Genomic DNA, 17,292 nt, shown 5'->3' on the forward strand with positions numbered 1-17,292 from the left:
TTTATTTTTTATTTTACAAAAGTTCCAAAAAATTTTTGCAAATCTTTTTAGCTCTTTGTTTTTCAACAGTCGATGCTGGCAATAAATCTGGAATCATAATAACATCGATTCCTGCATTATAAGCTGCTTCTACACCTGTTGGTGAATCTTCAAAGACAATCAAATTATCTTTTGGAATATTCAATTTTTGGGCTGCTAATAAATATATATCCGGAGCAGGTTTAGCTTTAATATTCTTTTCTTTGACATCACGATAACTTAAATAAAAATCAAAGTAATTGCGAATTCCTGTAGTCCAAATAGCATGTTGCACTACAGTATCATAGTTGCTCGAAGCAATTGTCATATGAACCTTGGCCTGGTGAAATTTATCTAATATTGCTTGCGCACCTGGCTTTAATTGCAATTTGCCCTCATCAGTCCATTGCCACACAAGATCATCGGTTCGCTTTATAAAATTGTCTCTAAGTTGCTCTGTAGGGAAATACTGATGATAGAACTCTTCCATCTCTTTAATAGTTGCCCCAGCAAGTTTTAAATATGAATCCTCTGGAATATCTAGCTTTTCTTCCTTAGCGGCTTGAATATTGGCTTTCCAATATAAATTTTCAGAGTCAACTAACAACCCATCAAGATCAAAAATTGCTCCTAATATTTCCTTATTGCCTATACCATTTAATTGCATATGCTATTACCTCAAACTATTTAAAACAGCACCTACTAGATAAAATGAACCAGTTACCAAAAAAATATCATCTTGACGTAGCTCATTTACAATCGTTGAAAATGCTAAATTATAATCTTCAATATATGGGTATTTTCCCCTTGCCTGCATAGGAAAATCAGCTAACTTAGCTGCTCTTGGATATGGTATTGAAGTAAGAACTACTTGATCAGTATCAGCAAACAATGCAAATAGATCATCTAAATCCTTATCCTTCATCATTGTAACCAATATTTTGATCTTTGTATTGGTATTTACTTTATATTGATGAATAAATTGCAACAGATTTTTCATTGCTTGTACATTATGTGCCCCATCAAGAATAATTAAGGGTTTTTGACTAATAATTTGATAGCGCCCAGGAATTACTGTAGTATCAATTGCTTCTCTGATTTTTGCTTCAGTTAAAGGTATATTCAACAACCTAAATGCCGTAACTGCTATCCCAATATCATAAGCCTCGACTACGGGTCTTAAAGTAAAATCTAGCTTGGTTTCACCAAATGAATAATTAAGTTCTGTCGTTAAGGCAACATCAAAATCTTTGCCTAATTCGTAAGCTATCGTTTTTTCTTTTACAACTTTTTCAGCAATTATTTCCTTCACCGAATTAGGGATTTTCCCTAAAACTACTGGACGATGGTGCTTAATAATGCCACTTTTTTCGTGAGCAATATCTGCAAGCGTAGGACCAATGATCTGTTCATGATCAAGTCCAATAGTAGTAATCACACTAACTTCTGGATCCACAACATTGGTTTTGTCATGCATCCCTCCAATTCCAACTTCAATTACTGCATAATCACACTTACTCTGTGCAAAGTATAGAAATGCCAATGCAACCTCATATTCAAAAGTTACCAATGAGAATTCTGGATCAATCTTTCTCAATTCTCCAATAGCAACTTCAACTTGATTTGCTAGTGCTATCAATGCTTGATCTGGGATGTTTTCTCCATTTATCTGAATGCGCTCATTAAACTCTTTTATATACGGTGAAACAAAAAGGCCAGTTTTCATGCCGGCCTTTTTTAATAAACTATTCAAATAATACGTAGTAGAACCTTTGCCATTTGTTCCGGTTACATGAACTATCTTGACTAGTTTTTGTGGATCACCTAACTGATGCAAAACTTTTTTGATATAAGTCAGATCATTTTTAGGATGTAAATGAGGCAACGAATAAAGATGGGAAAGCATTTCATCTTTGGTTGAAAAATTCACTTTATTTGCTTTCCTTCAATTCTTGAATTCTTTCTCTTACTCCTGCCAATTGGCTTTCGTAATCTGCCTTCTTTTCTTTCTCTTTGGCAACAACAGCTTCAGGAGCATGGGCAACGAAGCCTTCATTGGCTAACTTCTTAGTTGCACGTTCAACCTCAGATACTAATCGTTGTTCTTCGGCTTCCATTTTTGCAATTTCTTCGTCAACATTTACTAATTCAGCTAAAGGAACAAAAATTTGTGCCCCAGTAATAACTGCTGTCTTAGCTAATTTCGGTGCCGTAATCTTAGTATCAACTGTTAAATTCTTAGGATGCAAGAAGTTATCAACGTAGTCAGTATTTTCAAGCAAGATTCGCTTATTAGCCTCATCATCTAATTGAATCATGATATCAATCGATGAAGAAAGTTGAGCGTTAACTTCCATTCTTATATTTCTTACCGCTTTGATTACTTCAATCAAGAAGGCCATTTGATTATCGGCTTCTTCATTATCAAATTCTGGATGAACAGTTGGATACTCTGCCACCATAATTGATTTGCCTTCGTGTGGCATTGATAACCATAATTTTTCAGTTACAAATGGCATAATTGGATGAAGCATACGAAGAATTTGATCAAGAATCCAAATTAAATTATCTTGTTTTCTTTGCTTTAATTCCTCGTCATTACCATTTAATGCGACCTTACTAATTTCAATGTACCAGTCACAGAAATCGTTCCAAATAAAGTTATATGCTTCACGACCAGCTTCACCAAATTGATATTCGTCAAATAAACGGTTTACTTCTTTAACGGTATGATTCAAGCGATCAAAAATCCAGCTATCTGCTAAATCAAACTTGCTAGTATCTGGAAGATGCGCAGGCTTCGCATTCTCTGGCAAGTTCATAATCACGAATCTAGATGCATTCCAAATCTTGTTGATAAAATTCCAAGCTGCTGATAATTTCTTAGGATCATATCTTGTATCTTGTCCAGGAGCGGTACCGTTCAATAAGAACCAACGTAACGCATCTGCACCATACTTGTCAACAACATCCATTGGATCTACCCCATTGCCTAGGGACTTAGACATTTTTCTTCCTTCTGGATCACGCATTAATCCGTGAAGAACAACATCATTAAATGGTCGCTTATTAGTAAAATGCAAGCTTTGGAAAATCATTCTTGAAACCCAGAAGAAAATAATATCGTATCCAGTAACAAGAGCATTAGTTGGGAAATAACGTTTAAAATCTTCAGACTTTTCATCTGGCCAACCTAATGTTGAAAATGGCCACAAAGCACTAGAGAACCAAGTATCCAAAACGTCTGGATCTTGTTCCCAGCTTTCTATATCCTTAGGTGCCTCTACACCAACATATGTTTCACCAGTTTGTTTATTGTACCAAGCCGGAATTCGATGACCCCACCACAATTGACGTGAAATAACCCAATCATGAACATTTTCCATCCAATGATTTAAAGTTTGTTCGAATCTTTCAGGAACGAAGTTTACCTTTCCTTCGCTCTTTTGATTTTCAAGAACTCGATCAGCTAAAGGCTTCATCTTAACAAACCATTGCTTGGAAAGGCGAGGTTCTACTTGTACTCCTGATCTTTCTGAGTGACCAACAGAGTGAACGATTGGTTCAATCTTGATCAAATATCCAGCTTCATCAAGATCTTTAACCAAAGCTTCACGACAGTCAAAACGATCCATGCCAGCATATTTGCTACATTCTTCATTCATAGTGCCGTTATCATTCATGACATTGATTCGTTTCAAATTATGACGATTACCTACTAGGAAGTCATTAGGGTCATGTGCAGGAGTGATTTTTACTAAACCAGTTCCAAATTCAGGATCAACATGTTGGTCTTCAATAATAGGAATATGACGACCAACTAATGGCAAGACCAATTCTTTTCCAACAAGATCCTTGTATCTTTCATCTCCAGGAGCTACAGCAACTGCAGTATCACCGAACATCGTTTCAGGACGGGTAGTTGCAATTTCTACAAAGCCAGAACCATCAGCAAATGGATATTTAATGTGGTAAAATGCTCCCTTGTCGTCCTTGTGAATAACTTCAATATCACTTAGAGCCGTTTCAAGTTTTGGATCCCAATTGATAATGTATTCACCACGATAAATCAGGCCTTCATTATAAAGTTGAACAAAAACTTTCTTAACTGCTTGAGAAAGTCCTTTATCAAGGGTAAAGCGTTCACGAGAATAATCAAGCGATAGACCCATTTTTGCCCATTGACCTTTGATAATGTTGGCATATTCATCTTTCCAGTCCCAAACTTGCTTTAAAAACTTTTCTCGTCCTAATTCATGACGATCTAAGCCTTGTTCGCGCAAACGTGCTTCAACTTTAGCTTGGGTGGCAATACCAGCATGGTCCATTCCTGGAAGATACAAGGTGTCGTATCCTTGCATTCTCTTCAAACGAATTAAAGTATCTTGAATCGCTGTATCCCAAGCATGTCCCAAGTGCAACTTACCAGTTACATTTGGTGGGGGAATAACAATTGCATATGGGTGAGCCTTTTTATCACCAGATGGCTTAAAAAGGTCTTCATCTAACCAGGTTTGATATCTACCCTTTTCAACCTCATTAGGATTGTATTTAGGTGCTAATTCTGTCATTAAAAATCCTCCATAAAAAAAGTCCTAGACAATATTTGTCTAGGACGATTATCTACCGCGGTACCACCTATAATTAAACATAAAAATGTTTCACTCATAAACGATAACGGCGTAAAGTGACCGGATTAACCTACTAATTTCAGCTAATCAGCTATCAAGCTACAAATCAACTCTCCAACCTCTCAGCAAACTGGTTGTTCTCTGTAAATTAACGAGTGATCCCTCTTGATCATTGCTTTGTGTAAGATTATAGCATGTTATTAACAGCTGTTAAAGCTTTAATTTTTTATCCAACAATGTCATCTTTGGTTATTTCTACATATTCACCACGCTTAAGCGTTAATGGCAAGGTCAAATTTCCCATAGTTAATCGGTTTAGCTCTAACACCTTCATTCCCACTGCTAAAAACATCCGCTTAACTTGATGATACTTTCCTTCAACAATTTTGATCTCAATTCGAGCCAGTTTCTTCTCTTCGTTAACCTGCAAGATTTTCAACTTAGCAGGTCGTAATTTTGTTCCATCCGGTAAAATTAAGCCAGATGAAAATTCATCAATTGTGCCGATAGTCGGTATTCCGGAAATAAGTGCCTCATAAGTTTTTTCAACATGTTTTTTGGGTGATAACAATTGATGATTCAATTGTCCATCATTGGTTATCAGTAATAGTCCTGTAGTATCTTTATCTAGCCTACCAACAGGTGCTAGCCCACGATAGCGATCTGAAGGCTTGAGCAAATCTATAACTGTTTTTTGATACAAATCCTCTGTAGCTGATAAAACACCTTTAGGTTTATTCATCAAGAAATAATGCAGTGCCTGATATGCAATTTGTTTGCCTGCAACTTCAATTTTATCCTCTTCCACCACTTGGGTTTTAGGCGAAATTACGATTTCACCATTTAGTTTAACTTGTTTGCTCTTTAACAGATTATGAACTTCTTTTCTTGATCCCAAATTCATATCTGCTAAGTATTTGTCAATTCGCATAAAATCCTCAAAAAAACTAGTAGCGAAGCTACTAGTCCTTCAATTATAACAAGTCCGTATCTTCCGAAGAAGAAACGTCTAAGAATTTCTGATTTGCTCTAATTTGCGTGATCTGAATGCCAGCAAGTGCTCTTTCAATCAAACCTTCAACATCCAATCTAGCCTCATATTCACGAGCCTTATCCAATTTTGGTTTGGTTTTGGGACGAGGTGGAGCGAATATTGTGCAACAGTCTTCAAACGGTTCGATTGACAAATCAAAAGTACCAATTTTTTCAGCCAAAGCAATAATCTCAGTCTTGTCCATCGTTACTACAGGTCGTAAAACTGGTGTGGTTGTCACATCATTGATTGCAGTCATTGATTCAAGTGTCTGTGAAGCAACTTGGCCAACTGATTCACCGTTAAAGATCGCTAATCCCCCACGTTTTTTGCGAATAATGTCTGCAAGTCTGAGCATGAAACGACGCTGAACAGTCATCAAATAACCTTCTGGCAATTTTTCCTTGATAGTTTCCTGAATTTCAGCAAAAGGAACCGCAATAAAATTAATTTTGCCAGCATAATTTGCTAAAATTCCTGTCAATTCCTTAGCCTTAGCCAATGCCTTTTCAGTCGTATATGGCGGACTAAAGAAGTGGACCATTTCAATTTCAACTCCACGTTTCAAAGCTAAGTATGAGGCAACTGGAGAATCGATTCCTCCAGAAAGCATCATAACGGCTTTGCCAGCAGTTCCTACTGGCATACCACCTGCACCATGAAGCAATTGGTTAGAAATGTAGACCGCATCTTGTCTTACCTCAATGCGTAAAACAAGATCTGGATGTTTCATTTCAGCTTTAATGTCAGGAATATGATCAAAAATGTGATCTCCGACCATTGAATTAAGTTGATTGGTATCATATTCAAACTTGTGGTCGGCACGCTTAGTATTAACTTTAAAAGTCATCCCCGTTTGATAAATGGCTTCCATCAATTCAAGTGATGTTTTTTCGATCGCTTCAAGAGTTTTTTCTGTCTTGATTACCGGAGAATAAGTTTGAATTCCGAATACTTTTTTCAAACGATTATTAATTTCTTCAAATGGCGCATCATTTAAAACGATATGCATCCGATCGTGCTTAGGGTGAATTTCAACCATTGGAAAGTCAGATAAAACTCGATTTACATTGCTTGCTAATTTAGCAATAAAATCTTTTCTGTTCTTTCCTTTAGTCGATAATTCACCATATCTGATCATGATTTCAGTATATTTAACCATATTATTTCCCTTCCAAATGATTAATTTGTGCAAAATGCTGATATATCTGATCGAATTCGGCAATAAATTTGTCTGCTTCTTCTAAAGTATTTGTTTCATCAAAGCTCAATCTAATTGCACTGGTAGCAATTTTATCTGGAACTTTCATCGAAACTAACGTACTTGCCTCATCAGCAGTTTTTGAAGCACACGCTGAAGTCGTAGAAGTAAAAATATCTCTACTTTCTAATGTATGAACTAAAGTCTCTCCTCTAATCCCTTCAAGAGCAAAGCAAAGAATGTGTGGTGCAAAGTCTTCACTAATTGGCGAAAAGATATCTATTCCAGGTTTACTTTCCAAATATGAAACTATTTTTGCTTTAATAGCAGCTTCATGGCTTGCTTTTTCAGTTTCATCTGTCAACAACAGACGGATTGCTTTAGCCATTGCCGCAATCGCAGGCAAATTTTCAGTTCCAGAACGTAATCCTTTTTCTTGTCCCCCACCATGATGAAGTGGTTCAAGCATTTTTCCTTCTTTTTTATATAAAACGCCAATACCACGCGGAGCATGAAATTTATGAGCAGATAAACTGAGCAAATCAACTCTTGGTGTGAATACTTTTTGCCAAATATCCTTTCCAAGTGCTTGGACATTATCAACATGGAAATGTATATTTGGATAATTTTCAAGCAAATCACTTATTTCATCGATTGGCTGAATTGCCCCAACTTCATTATTTACACCCATGACGGAAACTAAGGTAGTATCTGAATCAAGTGCATTTCTTAAATCAGCTATATTTACTCGCCCATTTTTATCAACTGGTAAGCAAGTAACTCTATAGCCCAACTTTTCTAATGAAGTAAATGCGTTCGCTACCGAAGCGTGTTCAACGCTTGAAGTAATTATATGCTTTCCAAATTCACGTTTAGCAATAGCTGTACCCTTTATCGCAGTATTGTTAGATTCGGTTCCTCCAGAAGTAAAAAATATTTCATGGGCCTTTACTCCTAGTAAGTCCGCAATTTGTTTACGCGAGGCTTCAAGCAATTGATGAGCTCGATTACCCATTTGATGCAAACTAGATGGATTCCCCCAGATATCTAATGCTACTTTATCATAAGTAGCCAATACTGTTTTATCTATTCTTGTTGTGGCGCTGTTATCAAAATAAATCAAAAAAACGTCTCCTTTAAAAAACGGTCATTCGACCGTTTAATGACTTTTAAATTGTAACTTAAATAATCACTTGCTTCAATTATTTGGTGCTAAGTTCCGAGTAATAAGCGTTTTCAAGACGCTGGTATGATCCTGGCTCAACTTTTTCAATTGCTGTAGCAATCGTATCAAGTGCTTCCTTATAATTAAAATCAACTTGATACATTTGCGTAGCTGCTTGCTGAGCTTTTTTGACTGCATCATTATCAGCAAACTTATTTGAATATGTCATTGTTAATTCCACCAAATTAGCAGAATTAATAATATCATCAGCTTCTCGTTTCAAGCGCTCTACATCATCAGAAATTTGAATTAATTCTGTAGAAATTTTCTCCATATTAATTCTAACTTGATCAAGTTCTTGGCTTACCTTTTTAATTTCATTTACAACTAAAGTATACATTTGAATGAAACTTTCAGGACTACCAGGTAAATGACGTCGCTTTAATCGCCGATATACCAATGAAACTTCTTGTTTAAATTGCTTGACCGAATCTATTGCCACACTTTCCGAATCGTATAATCCATCAACGTTTTGGGACATTTCCTGTTCTTCTTCAGCAATTTTACGTAGACGTTCCATCATTGCGATCCAAGAATTTTCAATCTCCGAATATACCCCTTTGCCATCGGCAATATTTTGCGTATCAATTGTAAACTGATGCCCCATATTGGTAATTTCTTTAGTTAACCGTTTGCTTTTATCTAATTCACCATGAGTCAGCTCATAGCTTTCATCGATATGGCGTAACTTTTCTACTAGCTGCTGTGAAGCAATTTGTTGACGATTAATTGCTGTAAAAACTTTTTCACGATTTTTTTCTACAAAAGGACGAGCTTTATATTCTTTAGTTAAAATTCCGTACAAAGCATCAATTTTGGTAGCGATCTTCTTGTTCTTTTCATTAAGAGCTTGAACTTTTAATTCACTCAATAGGCTTCTGGACGCATCAATGTCATCATGAATTCCCTTGATTTCATTTAAAAAATTAACTTCCGTAATGCTATACTTTTCACTTAACATTTTTCGATAAGCATCGGCCAACTCTCTAAGCTGATCTTGGAAAACTGTTTCTAATTGATGGTGAGCTGCCTTTATTTTAGGTAGTTGCTCGTCTAAATTAGCGAGTGCAATTTTAATTTTGCTCAAAACTCGCTTAGCCTCTACGTGATCCCCTTGAGATGATAAATTCTTAGCTTCTTCAAAATCACTTTCCATTTCAGCTAAATCATCTTCAATTTGGTCAAGTGCTGTACCATAATCAAATGAATCTGCCAAAACCATCTTTCTTTGTGAGCGATATGTCTTAAGTAAAGCATCATACTGAACTTGGTTTTCCCGATTAGATTCTAGTAACTCACTAAATACATCCTTGGTATTTTTAGCATCTTCAAAAGTTGGTAAAATTATATCTTGAGCCTGTCTGATGCTTTTTCTCGCCTTAAATAAACGATATGAAGCGCTATCTTTACCAGCTTCAGTTACTAATTTTTCTACTTGAGGTATTTTATTTGTCATTGCATCTTGGAAACTTTTCTTCCAAGTGTTCAATGTAGTTAAGCTTTCACCAGCTAAATCCATTTTATCCAATCGAGTAATATCTCGATCTAATTGCATACCCTTGATCGTTGCAATTTTTTGATCAATAGCATCTAACTCCTTCAATTGCTTGCGGTTCATCCACAACAACAAAGCAATGAGTACAAAAATTATGATTACAATTGCTATAACAATTAACGTCTGTAATGATGACATTATCTTAATCCTCCGAAACTATCACCATTATACCAAAATAGGAGCTAAAAACGCCCACTTCAAATAATTTTTATTGATTTATTATAGCAAACTAACTATAATGATTGGAGTGTAAAATATTTGCAGCCTTAAGCGACAAGAACGTCAACATCTTGATACGTAACTAGTGAATGAGTACCCTTTGCTGCAAAAGGTGAAAATCAAAATCGAGATGCACGAATGTTGAGCTTAATTTGTAATATTTTACTCCAAAAATTTTATTTAGTAATTTTATGGAGGATTTTTATGTCAAGATATACAGGTCCAAGTTGGAAGCGTTCAAGAAGATTAGGTATCTCACTTTCAGGTACTGGCAAGGAACTTTCACGTCGTAATTATGCACCGGGTCAACACGGTCCTAACTCACGTGGTCGTTTGTCAGAATATGGTGAACAATTACACGAAAAGCAAAAGTTACGTTGGATGTTCGGTCTTAACGAACGTCAATTTAGAACTATGTTTGTTCGTGCCGGTAAGATTCGTGAAGGCGAACACGGTACTAACTTCATGATTTTGCTTGAACGTCGTTTGGACAATGTTGTTTACCGTTTAGGTTTAGCTACTACTAGAGAACAAGCTAGACAATTGGTAAACCACGGTCACATTACTGTTGATGGTAAGCGTGTTGACATTCCTTCATACGAAGTTAAAGTTGGTCAAACTATTAGCTTGAAGGAAAAGTCAAAGAACTTGCAACAAGTTAATGATGCTCTTGAAGCAGCAACTTCACGACCATCATTCGTTACTTTCGACGAAAACAAGATGGAAGGTTCTTTAGTTCGTTTACCAGAACGTGACGAAATGGAACCAAACATTAACGAAGCCCTTGTTGTTGAATGGTACAACAAGTTACTTTAATACTTGTTTTTATGTATTATCTCAAAAGCCTTCCCCTCTTCTGTGGGGAGGCTTTTTTGATATAATGCTTTTGAGGTGATTAAATGTCAGAAGATTTAAACAAACGTCTAGAGCAAGCTGCTCAAGGAATTACTCCTCAAACCAGACCTGACGAAAGACGCAGATTTTTGGGATCTCTTAGAGAACGTTGCTTAATTCGAATCGATAATACAGAAATAAATAATGAAGAACTAACCAATCTATTTTTGACTCACTTAGACGATTATCAAGGCTATAGTATTCTTATAAATGGAAACATCTCAAATAATCGTTTTTTAAATAAGCTCGAAGCTCAAGCAAGTAAAAAAAATATTCCTTTTACACTCGTCAACAATGAAACAGCAAAAACTGGTCCAACAGATACTGCTGTACTAGTTGTTGCTAAAGATGCAATCAACCGAATGAGAATCGAAATCTCCCAAGTCTATGCACCTGAACTTCCAAAAGAACAGTTAACAGCACCTAAGAAACAAAAGACGAGTTTTTGGCATCGATTATTTAGAGGTGAAAACTAATGCATCCACTAGCATATCGTATGCGTCCAACTAATCTAGATCAAGTTGTAGGACAAGAGCATTTAATTGGTCCAGGCAAGATAATCAGAAGGATGGTTGAAGCTAAGCTACTTACATCGATGATCCTCTATGGGCCTCCTGGCATCGGAAAAACTAGTATTGCAAGTGCAATCGCTGGTTCAACCAAATACGCTTTTAGAATGTTAAATGCAGCAATCGATACTAAAAAGAAATTACAAGAAGTAGCTTTAGAAGCAAAAATGAGTGGTACAGTAATTCTTTTGCTTGATGAGATTCATCGTTTAGATAAAACTAAACAAGATTATTTGCTACCGTTATTAGAATCTGGACAAATAATTTTAATTGGTGCTACAACTGAAAATCCATATATAGCTATTTCCCCTGCAATTAGATCTAGATGTCAGATATTCGAATTAAAGCCTGTTTCAGTAGATGATGCCAAAAAAGCTGTCATACGTGCTTTAGCAGATGATATCAATGGATTGGCACAATATCATGTTCAACTTTCAGATGATGCTCTAGACCTATTGGTCAATAAAGGAAATGGCGATTTAAGAACCACCCTAAATGCACTAGAACTTGCTGTTCTTTCAACTAAGCAAGAAAAACTTGCTAAAAACGAAGAAATTGATCCACTAATTGTTGATTTAACAGCAATTGAAAATTCAATGCAATTAAGGAGTCAACAATTTGATCGAAATGGTGATGGGCATTATGATCTTATTTCTGCATTTCAAAAATCAATCAGAGGTTCAGATACTGACGCTGCCCTCTTCTACTTAGCGTGCTTAATTGAATCGGGAGATCTTGTTGCAATTTGTCGTAGATTAACCGTCATTGCTTATGAAGACATTGGACTTGCTAATCCTGCTGCCGCTCAGCATACCTTTATAGCAGTTCAAGCTGCCCAAACCTTAGGTTTTCCAGAAGCCAGAATTCCTCTTGCTAATGCAGTTATTGAACTTTGTCTTTCTCCCAAAAGCAATAGTGCAATTACGGCAATTGATAGAGCAATTGCCGATGTCAGAAACAAAAAGAACATCAATGTCCCTAATTCATTAAAAGATGGACACTATTCTGGTGCAAAGAAATTATGTCACAGTGTTGGGTATATTTATCCTCACGATTATCCTGGAGATTGGATTGCTCAACAGTACCTTCCTACTTCGCTTCTTGATGCAAATTATTTCATACCAAAAGGTAATTCCAAAATCGAAGAGACTTTAAAAACCCAATATTATCGTCTAAAAAAGATGCAAAAAGATGGGTTAAATCAAGCCAATTCAAAATATTAAATCGCTTTCTTATTCCTTGACATACTTTTTATGTTTATGTATGATAATAGTGATCTGAGTTGATCGACAAGCTTAAATGTATAAAGTTGACCGATCAAACAATAAGACGTGGGAGTTAGTAAATAACTACCGAATCGGAACACTGACTAGTCTCAGGATCCATATTCGCTGCGATATTAACTCAAAATTTGAACACTGCGGGTTCAACAAGCGTCATTATGCTATGTTCGGTTAACTCAGATTTACTTTGAATATTTAACAGAAACGGTCTCTATGACCGCTTTTTTATTTATGGAGTGAAGAAAATTTTGGCTATAACGATTGTAATGCTTATTTTTATAGTTGTCTTATTGCTTACAGCCTGGTACATGTGGCACCGACGCAATGGATATTTTATGATTTATGATGTTGGTAGCGATCCACGTTTAGGTAAAATTCTAAAAATTACAGCTATTGCACTTTTTGTCGAAAGTATTTTAGGAATAATACTACTTTTCTTAAATAATAAGTACCTTAATCTGATTACCATTGCACTAGGATCTTTAACAATCCTAATCTTTAGTTTGCTAATTAATCAAAAGAATGAATAAATTTGTGAATTTTTTGGTAAAATAGAGGTAAGGAAGAGGTGCTTAAAAATGCTATCACAATATCAACATATCCAAGTTTCAGTTGATGGATCAAAAGAAGCTGATCTAGCCTTCAGTAAATCTGTAGCGATTGCTAAGCGTAACGGAGCTACTTTAGAAATTTTGCACGTTATTGATACCCGCTCTTTCCAAAACGTTTCAAGTTTTGATTCAGCGATGGTTGAACAAGTTTCAAACGATGCTAAAAAGAAAATGGAAGAATATTACGCACGTGCTACTAAAGCAGGCGTAAAAGAAGTTCATTTTTCAATTGAATTTGGTTCTCCAAAAACAATTATCGCCCACGATTTTCCAAAGAAAAATGGTATCGACTTAATCGTAATTGGTGCTACTGGTTTAAATGCCGTCGAACGACTACTTATTGGTAGTGTTACTGAATATGTAACTAGAACTGCTAATTGTGATGTTCTTGTTTGTCGTACCAAGGAAAATGAAGACATCGCTGACTAAATAAATATTTTCTTTAAATAAAAAACTGTTCATATCCTAACTAAGATATGAACAGTTTTTTACTATCTTAACTTAAAAATCTCCAGCGGTACTAAACATATAGTCTTTATTATGGAATTTCATTGATAAAATCATGCCAATTCCAGCCATGTTTCCAACTAAAGCAGAACCACCTTGAGAAATAAATGGCAATGGGATACCAGTTAATGGAAGTAAATCAATACTCATACCAATATTTTCGAACACATGGAACAGAATCATCATGATAACCCCAGTAGAAATGTATGAGTAGAATGCATTACCAGTATCAAAAGTGATCTTGACCATTTGAATAATCAAATACAGATAAATTAGTATTACTGCTACACTACCTACGAAACCAAAAGTTTCGCCGATTACAGAATACACCATATCAGATCCTCTAACTGGAACATAAACGCTTATTTTGCCAAAACCATTTCCAAAAATTTGACCAGACCCAATCGCTTGCATACTTTGCCACAACTGATAAGCACCACTAGTAGTACTGCTTGATGGTGAAAGCCAAGAGTTAATTCTTTCAAATTGGTATGCTTTAAAGAAGTGACTTAAAAATTGTTTTCCTTCAGTTGTAGTAACCAATAAAATTACTACAATGCCTACAATCGCTACAAAGCCATATGTTGGAATTATGATTTTCCAGCTGATTCCGGATACTAATAATACGCCGCCTACAACAGCAAAGAAAACCAGCATCGTACCGAAGTCATTTTGTAGTTTTAACAGCACTGCAACTGGAATCAAAACTGCAAATACTTTACCAATTAAAAACCAATCATTTCTAATCGTGTGCTCAAATTCTTGATTATGCTTGTTAACAACTCTGGCTAGCATCAAAATAAACGCTGGTTTCATTACTTCCGAAGGCTGAAATGTTAAGGGCCCTAGCTTAAACCAGCTTTTCGCACCCGTACTTGCTGCTACCTGCCTACTATACAGAAATAAGACTGCCACCAGTAGAACAAGCCCAATACCATAAAAATAAGGGGCAACCTTAAAAAGTTGCTCTGCATCAAATTGCATGACGAACACAACTGCAATAATTGAGATCAAATACCAAATAGCTTGCATCAATGCCGCCTTTACTGGTGTCCCCATATGTGATGGATCTCCCGTTGCCGCAACATAAATGCAATAAATCCCAATCATCGCTAGCAGGAATACCGGTCCCACAATATTCCATGCAATCCGATCAACTAAATTCGTTTTATTTTCAACTTTTGCCATTAACTATCACTACTTATTTTTCATGTAAGGCGAAGTATGAAAGTAGATCATTAATACTACTTTCTAAGCTTTTTGAGAACAAAACATTATTGCTCTTGCTCGTAGTCGCTTTGTAACGACCATCAACTTTTTCAATAATGCCGATTGACTTCTTATTAGGAATTACTACTTCCCAAGTTGGTAAATTTTTTTCCTTAAGCTCATTTACTTCGATATCAATATTTTCAATTTTTTTCGACATATCTTCTCCTACTTATCCTGGGGATGAAACTTTCTTGCTATTATTGGATCTTCATATCTTTCTGGATGAGGATTTCTAAAAATCGTAAAATTATCAGGAACTGGATCTACTCCACCTCTGACAAAAGGATTACACCTTAAAATTCTAAATATTCCCATTATCAATCCCAACACCGCACCATGTTTTTTTAGTGCATCAATCATATATGTTGAACAAGTTGGATAATAACGACAACTATCTGGCAAAATTGGTGAAATTACTTTTTTATAAATCTCAACCAAAAAAATTAAAACTTTTCGCACATATTTTACCATTAAAAGCGTTGATGCTTTTCAATATTTTTCAATAACGTACCTGTTCCCAATGCTACAGCTTCTAGTGGATGATCTGCAGTTAATACAGGAACTTGCAAGTGATACGAAATTAATTTATCAATGTTCTTAAGCAACGCACCACCACCAGTTAACATGATACCACGGTCAATGATATCAGCTGATAACTCTGGTGGAGTAGTTTCTAAAACTTTTTTGGTAGCTGCAACGATTGACATTAAGCCATAATGAAGAGCCTCTTGAATCTCAGGTGCAGTTACTGTAGTTTGCTTTGGTAAACCATCAACCATATCACGACCACGAACTGTAATCGATTCATTTTCATCTGGTTCAAACGCACTTCCGATTTCAATTTTAATATCTTCGGCAGTTCTAGAACCAATCAATAAATTGTGCTTATTCTTGATATATGAGATAACAGCTTGGTTCATGCTATCACCAGCATATCTCAAGGAACTCGAAGTTACAATTTCACCCATTGATAAAACTGCGATATCGGTAGTACCACCACCAATATCAATTACCATGTTTCCTTGAGGCTTAAAAATATCCAAACCAGCTCCAACAGCAGCTACCTTTGGTTCAAAATCTAAATAAACTTTACCTCCACCAGACTTTTCGGCTGCTTGAATAATTGCCTTTTGCTCGATCGAGGTAACACCTGTTGGTGCACAGATCAAAATATTAGGCTTGGTCATAAAGCCTTTTACGTTAAGTTTTTCAATGAAATAAGATAGCATTTCTTCAGTAATATCGAAATCTGCTATTACACCATTTTTAAGTGGACGAATAACTCTAATATTACCTGGAGTTCTTCCTACCATTTTGTAAGCTTCAGTTCCTACTGCTACAACCTTATTTGTTGTGGTATTCACAGCTACTACTGAAGGTTCATTCAACACTATCCCTTTTCCAGAAACATTTATTAATACATTAGCTGTTCCGAGGTCTATACCTATATCTCTAGCCACAAAATAACCCTCCCTATCATTCTTGATTAATTCTACCATACTTTAACCAAGCTGGAGTATGTTCTAACAGTTTTTAGCTTTTCTTAAAATAGATTGCTTAACTGAATAGATGTATCAATAAATGCAATCACAAAACTAGCCACCAAATATCCTAATCCAATTGCAAGAAAGATTAACAGAATCTGCGATTCAAAAACTCTTCCTTTTTTTAATAGTTGCTCAAATCTAAATGCTTTTACAGCTTGAAAGGAAAGACCAATACAAAGCATATAAATAATCAGACTAATAATTGCATGAATTCCTAATTGAAACATTATTACCTCATTGCTTTAACAAAAAATGACCCAAGGAAAAACCTCAGGTCATTTTAAATTACTTCTTGTTATTGTAAACACTTATTCTGTTTACAGCTCTGCGCAACGCAATTTGCGCTCTTTCAAATGATGGTTGATCATGGGATGCAATTGCTTCTTTCAAATGCTTTTCTGCTCTTGCTTTAGCAGCTTCAGCACGAGAAACATCAATATTTGCAGCACGTTCAGCACTATCAGCAATAATAGTCGCTACGTTATCAGAGAATTCAATATATCCCCCGCTGATTGCGATATGATCAACTTTATTGGAAGCTTCCTTATCCCGAGTAACCTTAACTTCACAAATTGATAATGGAGTCAATAGTGGAGTGTGGTTATAAAGAATTGTTCTTTGACCATCGATTGCTCGCATTTCAACGCTGATTCCATCACAAGAATAGATCAATCCATCTGGAGTTGCTATATCTACGGTAATTAGTTTTTCTGGTTCTGCCATGTGA

General features: G+C 35.8%; 18 protein-coding genes and 1 other annotated feature. Of the genes, 5 read left to right on the top strand and 13 right to left on the bottom strand.

What is annotated here, in order from left to right:
* Window positions 1-13: 13 nt before the first annotated feature.
* From BN52_RS05595 to ezrA, 7 genes are all read right to left on the bottom strand, one after another.
* Complete coding sequence (locus BN52_RS05595) at window positions 14-685, bottom strand: HAD family hydrolase (RefSeq protein ID WP_008473374.1); 672 nt, start codon at window positions 683-685, stop codon at window positions 14-16.
* Between the two features lie 6 nt (window positions 686-691).
* Window positions 692-1,948 carry a bifunctional folylpolyglutamate synthase/dihydrofolate synthase gene (locus tag BN52_RS05600; protein WP_008473375.1) on the bottom strand — a complete coding sequence of 419 codons (1,257 nt, stop codon included), beginning with the start codon at window positions 1,946-1,948 and terminating at the stop codon, window positions 692-694.
* A 1-nt stretch (window position 1,949) separates the two neighbouring features.
* Window positions 1,950-4,589 carry a valine--tRNA ligase gene (locus BN52_RS05605; RefSeq protein WP_008473376.1) on the bottom strand — a complete coding sequence of 880 codons (2,640 nt, stop codon included), beginning with the start codon at window positions 4,587-4,589 and terminating at the stop codon, window positions 1,950-1,952.
* Window positions 4,590-4,626: 37 nt separating this feature from the next.
* Window positions 4,627-4,831: a binding site (T-box leader), on the bottom strand.
* 44 nt (window positions 4,832-4,875) lie between these two features.
* Complete coding sequence (locus tag BN52_RS05610; protein ID WP_008473377.1) at window positions 4,876-5,580, bottom strand: pseudouridine synthase; 705 nt, start codon at window positions 5,578-5,580, stop codon at window positions 4,876-4,878.
* Window positions 5,581-5,623: 43 nt separating this feature from the next.
* A complete protein-coding gene (gene thiI / locus BN52_RS05615; protein WP_008473378.1) occupies window positions 5,624-6,844 on the bottom strand; it encodes a tRNA uracil 4-sulfurtransferase ThiI in 1,221 nt (406 codons plus the stop codon).
* 1 nt (window position 6,845) lies between these two features.
* Window positions 6,846-8,006 carry a cysteine desulfurase family protein gene (locus tag BN52_RS05620; RefSeq protein ID WP_008473379.1) on the bottom strand — a complete coding sequence of 387 codons (1,161 nt, stop codon included), beginning with the start codon at window positions 8,004-8,006 and terminating at the stop codon, window positions 6,846-6,848.
* A gap of 79 nt (window positions 8,007-8,085) precedes the next feature.
* Entirely contained in the window at window positions 8,086-9,801 is a 1,716-nt protein-coding gene (gene ezrA, locus BN52_RS05625; protein ID WP_008473381.1) for a septation ring formation regulator EzrA, read from the bottom strand.
* 285 nt (window positions 9,802-10,086) lie between these two features.
* Between ezrA and rpsD the strand changes: the two genes are divergently transcribed.
* The 5 genes from rpsD to BN52_RS05650 all read left to right on the top strand — a co-directional run bounded on the left by rpsD (window position 10,087) and on the right by BN52_RS05650 (window position 13,668).
* Window positions 10,087-10,698 carry a 30S ribosomal protein S4 gene (rpsD, locus tag BN52_RS05630; protein WP_008473383.1) on the top strand — a complete coding sequence of 204 codons (612 nt, stop codon included), beginning with the start codon at window positions 10,087-10,089 and terminating at the stop codon, window positions 10,696-10,698.
* 83 nt (window positions 10,699-10,781) lie between these two features.
* Window positions 10,782-11,252: a YueI family protein gene (locus tag BN52_RS05635; RefSeq protein WP_008473384.1), complete on the top strand. Its 471-nt coding sequence runs from the start codon at window positions 10,782-10,784 to the stop codon at window positions 11,250-11,252.
* On the top strand, window positions 11,252-12,568 hold the full coding sequence (locus tag BN52_RS05640) for a replication-associated recombination protein A (RefSeq protein ID WP_008473385.1): 1,317 nt from the start codon (window positions 11,252-11,254) through the stop codon (window positions 12,566-12,568). The genes BN52_RS05635 and BN52_RS05640 overlap by 1 nt, the downstream gene beginning before the upstream one ends.
* A 308-nt stretch (window positions 12,569-12,876) precedes the next feature.
* Window positions 12,877-13,158 carry a hypothetical protein gene (locus BN52_RS10420; RefSeq protein ID WP_008473386.1) on the top strand — a complete coding sequence of 94 codons (282 nt, stop codon included), beginning with the start codon at window positions 12,877-12,879 and terminating at the stop codon, window positions 13,156-13,158.
* A gap of 48 nt (window positions 13,159-13,206) precedes the next feature.
* Window positions 13,207-13,668, top strand: a complete 462-nt coding sequence (locus BN52_RS05650) for a universal stress protein (protein WP_008473387.1) — start codon at window positions 13,207-13,209, stop codon at window positions 13,666-13,668.
* Window positions 13,669-13,740: 72 nt separating this feature from the next.
* On the opposite strand, the gene BN52_RS05655 is transcribed toward BN52_RS05650, so the two are convergent.
* The 6 genes from BN52_RS05655 to BN52_RS05680 form a co-directional block, all read right to left on the bottom strand.
* Window positions 13,741-14,934, bottom strand: a complete 1,194-nt coding sequence (locus BN52_RS05655; RefSeq protein ID WP_008473388.1) for an FtsW/RodA/SpoVE family cell cycle protein — start codon at window positions 14,932-14,934, stop codon at window positions 13,741-13,743.
* A gap of 13 nt (window positions 14,935-14,947) precedes the next feature.
* The gene (locus BN52_RS05660; protein ID WP_008473389.1) at window positions 14,948-15,175 is read right to left on the bottom strand and encodes a DUF2969 domain-containing protein; all 228 of its coding nucleotides are present in this window, start codon (window positions 15,173-15,175) and stop codon (window positions 14,948-14,950) included.
* 8 nt (window positions 15,176-15,183) lie between these two features.
* Window positions 15,184-15,477: a membrane protein insertion efficiency factor YidD gene (yidD, locus tag BN52_RS05665; protein WP_040473438.1), complete on the bottom strand. Its 294-nt coding sequence runs from the start codon at window positions 15,475-15,477 to the stop codon at window positions 15,184-15,186.
* An 11-nt stretch (window positions 15,478-15,488) separates the two neighbouring features.
* Entirely contained in the window at window positions 15,489-16,478 is a 990-nt protein-coding gene (mreB, locus tag BN52_RS05670; protein ID WP_008473393.1) for a rod shape-determining protein, read from the bottom strand.
* Between the two features lie 83 nt (window positions 16,479-16,561).
* Window positions 16,562-16,792, bottom strand: a complete 231-nt coding sequence (locus tag BN52_RS05675; protein ID WP_008473394.1) for a DUF1146 family protein — start codon at window positions 16,790-16,792, stop codon at window positions 16,562-16,564.
* A gap of 58 nt (window positions 16,793-16,850) precedes the next feature.
* Window positions 16,851-17,288 carry a F0F1 ATP synthase subunit epsilon gene (locus tag BN52_RS05680; RefSeq protein ID WP_008473395.1) on the bottom strand — a complete coding sequence of 146 codons (438 nt, stop codon included), beginning with the start codon at window positions 17,286-17,288 and terminating at the stop codon, window positions 16,851-16,853.
* Window positions 17,289-17,292: the final 4 nt, after the last annotated feature.

This window comes from Lactobacillus gigeriorum DSM 23908 = CRBIP 24.85 (assembly GCF_000296855.1).
Taxonomy (GTDB): domain Bacteria; phylum Bacillota; class Bacilli; order Lactobacillales; family Lactobacillaceae; genus Lactobacillus; species Lactobacillus gigeriorum.

Excerpts from the sequence above, each read along its gene's own strand:
- BN52_RS05595 (WP_008473374.1), bottom strand. The coding sequence starts at position 685 with ATGCAATTAAATGGTATAGGCAATAAGGAAATATTAGGAGCAATTTTT.
- BN52_RS05605 (WP_008473376.1), bottom strand. The coding sequence starts at position 4,589 with ATGACAGAATTAGCACCTAAATACAATCCTAATGAGGTTGAAAAGGGT.
- BN52_RS05610 (WP_008473377.1), bottom strand. The coding sequence starts at position 5,580 with ATGCGAATTGACAAATACTTAGCAGATATGAATTTGGGATCAAGAAAA.
- thiI (WP_008473378.1), bottom strand. The coding sequence starts at position 6,844 with ATGGTTAAATATACTGAAATCATGATCAGATATGGTGAATTATCGACT.
- ezrA (WP_008473381.1), bottom strand. The coding sequence starts at position 9,801 with ATGTCATCATTACAGACGTTAATTGTTATAGCAATTGTAATCATAATT.
- rpsD (WP_008473383.1), top strand. The coding sequence starts at position 10,087 with ATGTCAAGATATACAGGTCCAAGTTGGAAGCGTTCAAGAAGATTAGGT.
- BN52_RS05635 (WP_008473384.1), top strand. The coding sequence starts at position 10,782 with ATGTCAGAAGATTTAAACAAACGTCTAGAGCAAGCTGCTCAAGGAATT.
- BN52_RS05640 (WP_008473385.1), top strand. The coding sequence starts at position 11,252 with ATGCATCCACTAGCATATCGTATGCGTCCAACTAATCTAGATCAAGTT.
- BN52_RS05650 (WP_008473387.1), top strand. The coding sequence starts at position 13,207 with ATGCTATCACAATATCAACATATCCAAGTTTCAGTTGATGGATCAAAA.
- BN52_RS05655 (WP_008473388.1), bottom strand. The coding sequence starts at position 14,934 with ATGGCAAAAGTTGAAAATAAAACGAATTTAGTTGATCGGATTGCATGG.
- BN52_RS05660 (WP_008473389.1), bottom strand. The coding sequence starts at position 15,175 with ATGTCGAAAAAAATTGAAAATATTGATATCGAAGTAAATGAGCTTAAG.
- BN52_RS05675 (WP_008473394.1), bottom strand. The coding sequence starts at position 16,792 with ATGTTTCAATTAGGAATTCATGCAATTATTAGTCTGATTATTTATATG.
- BN52_RS05680 (WP_008473395.1), bottom strand. The coding sequence starts at position 17,288 with ATGGCAGAACCAGAAAAACTAATTACCGTAGATATAGCAACTCCAGAT.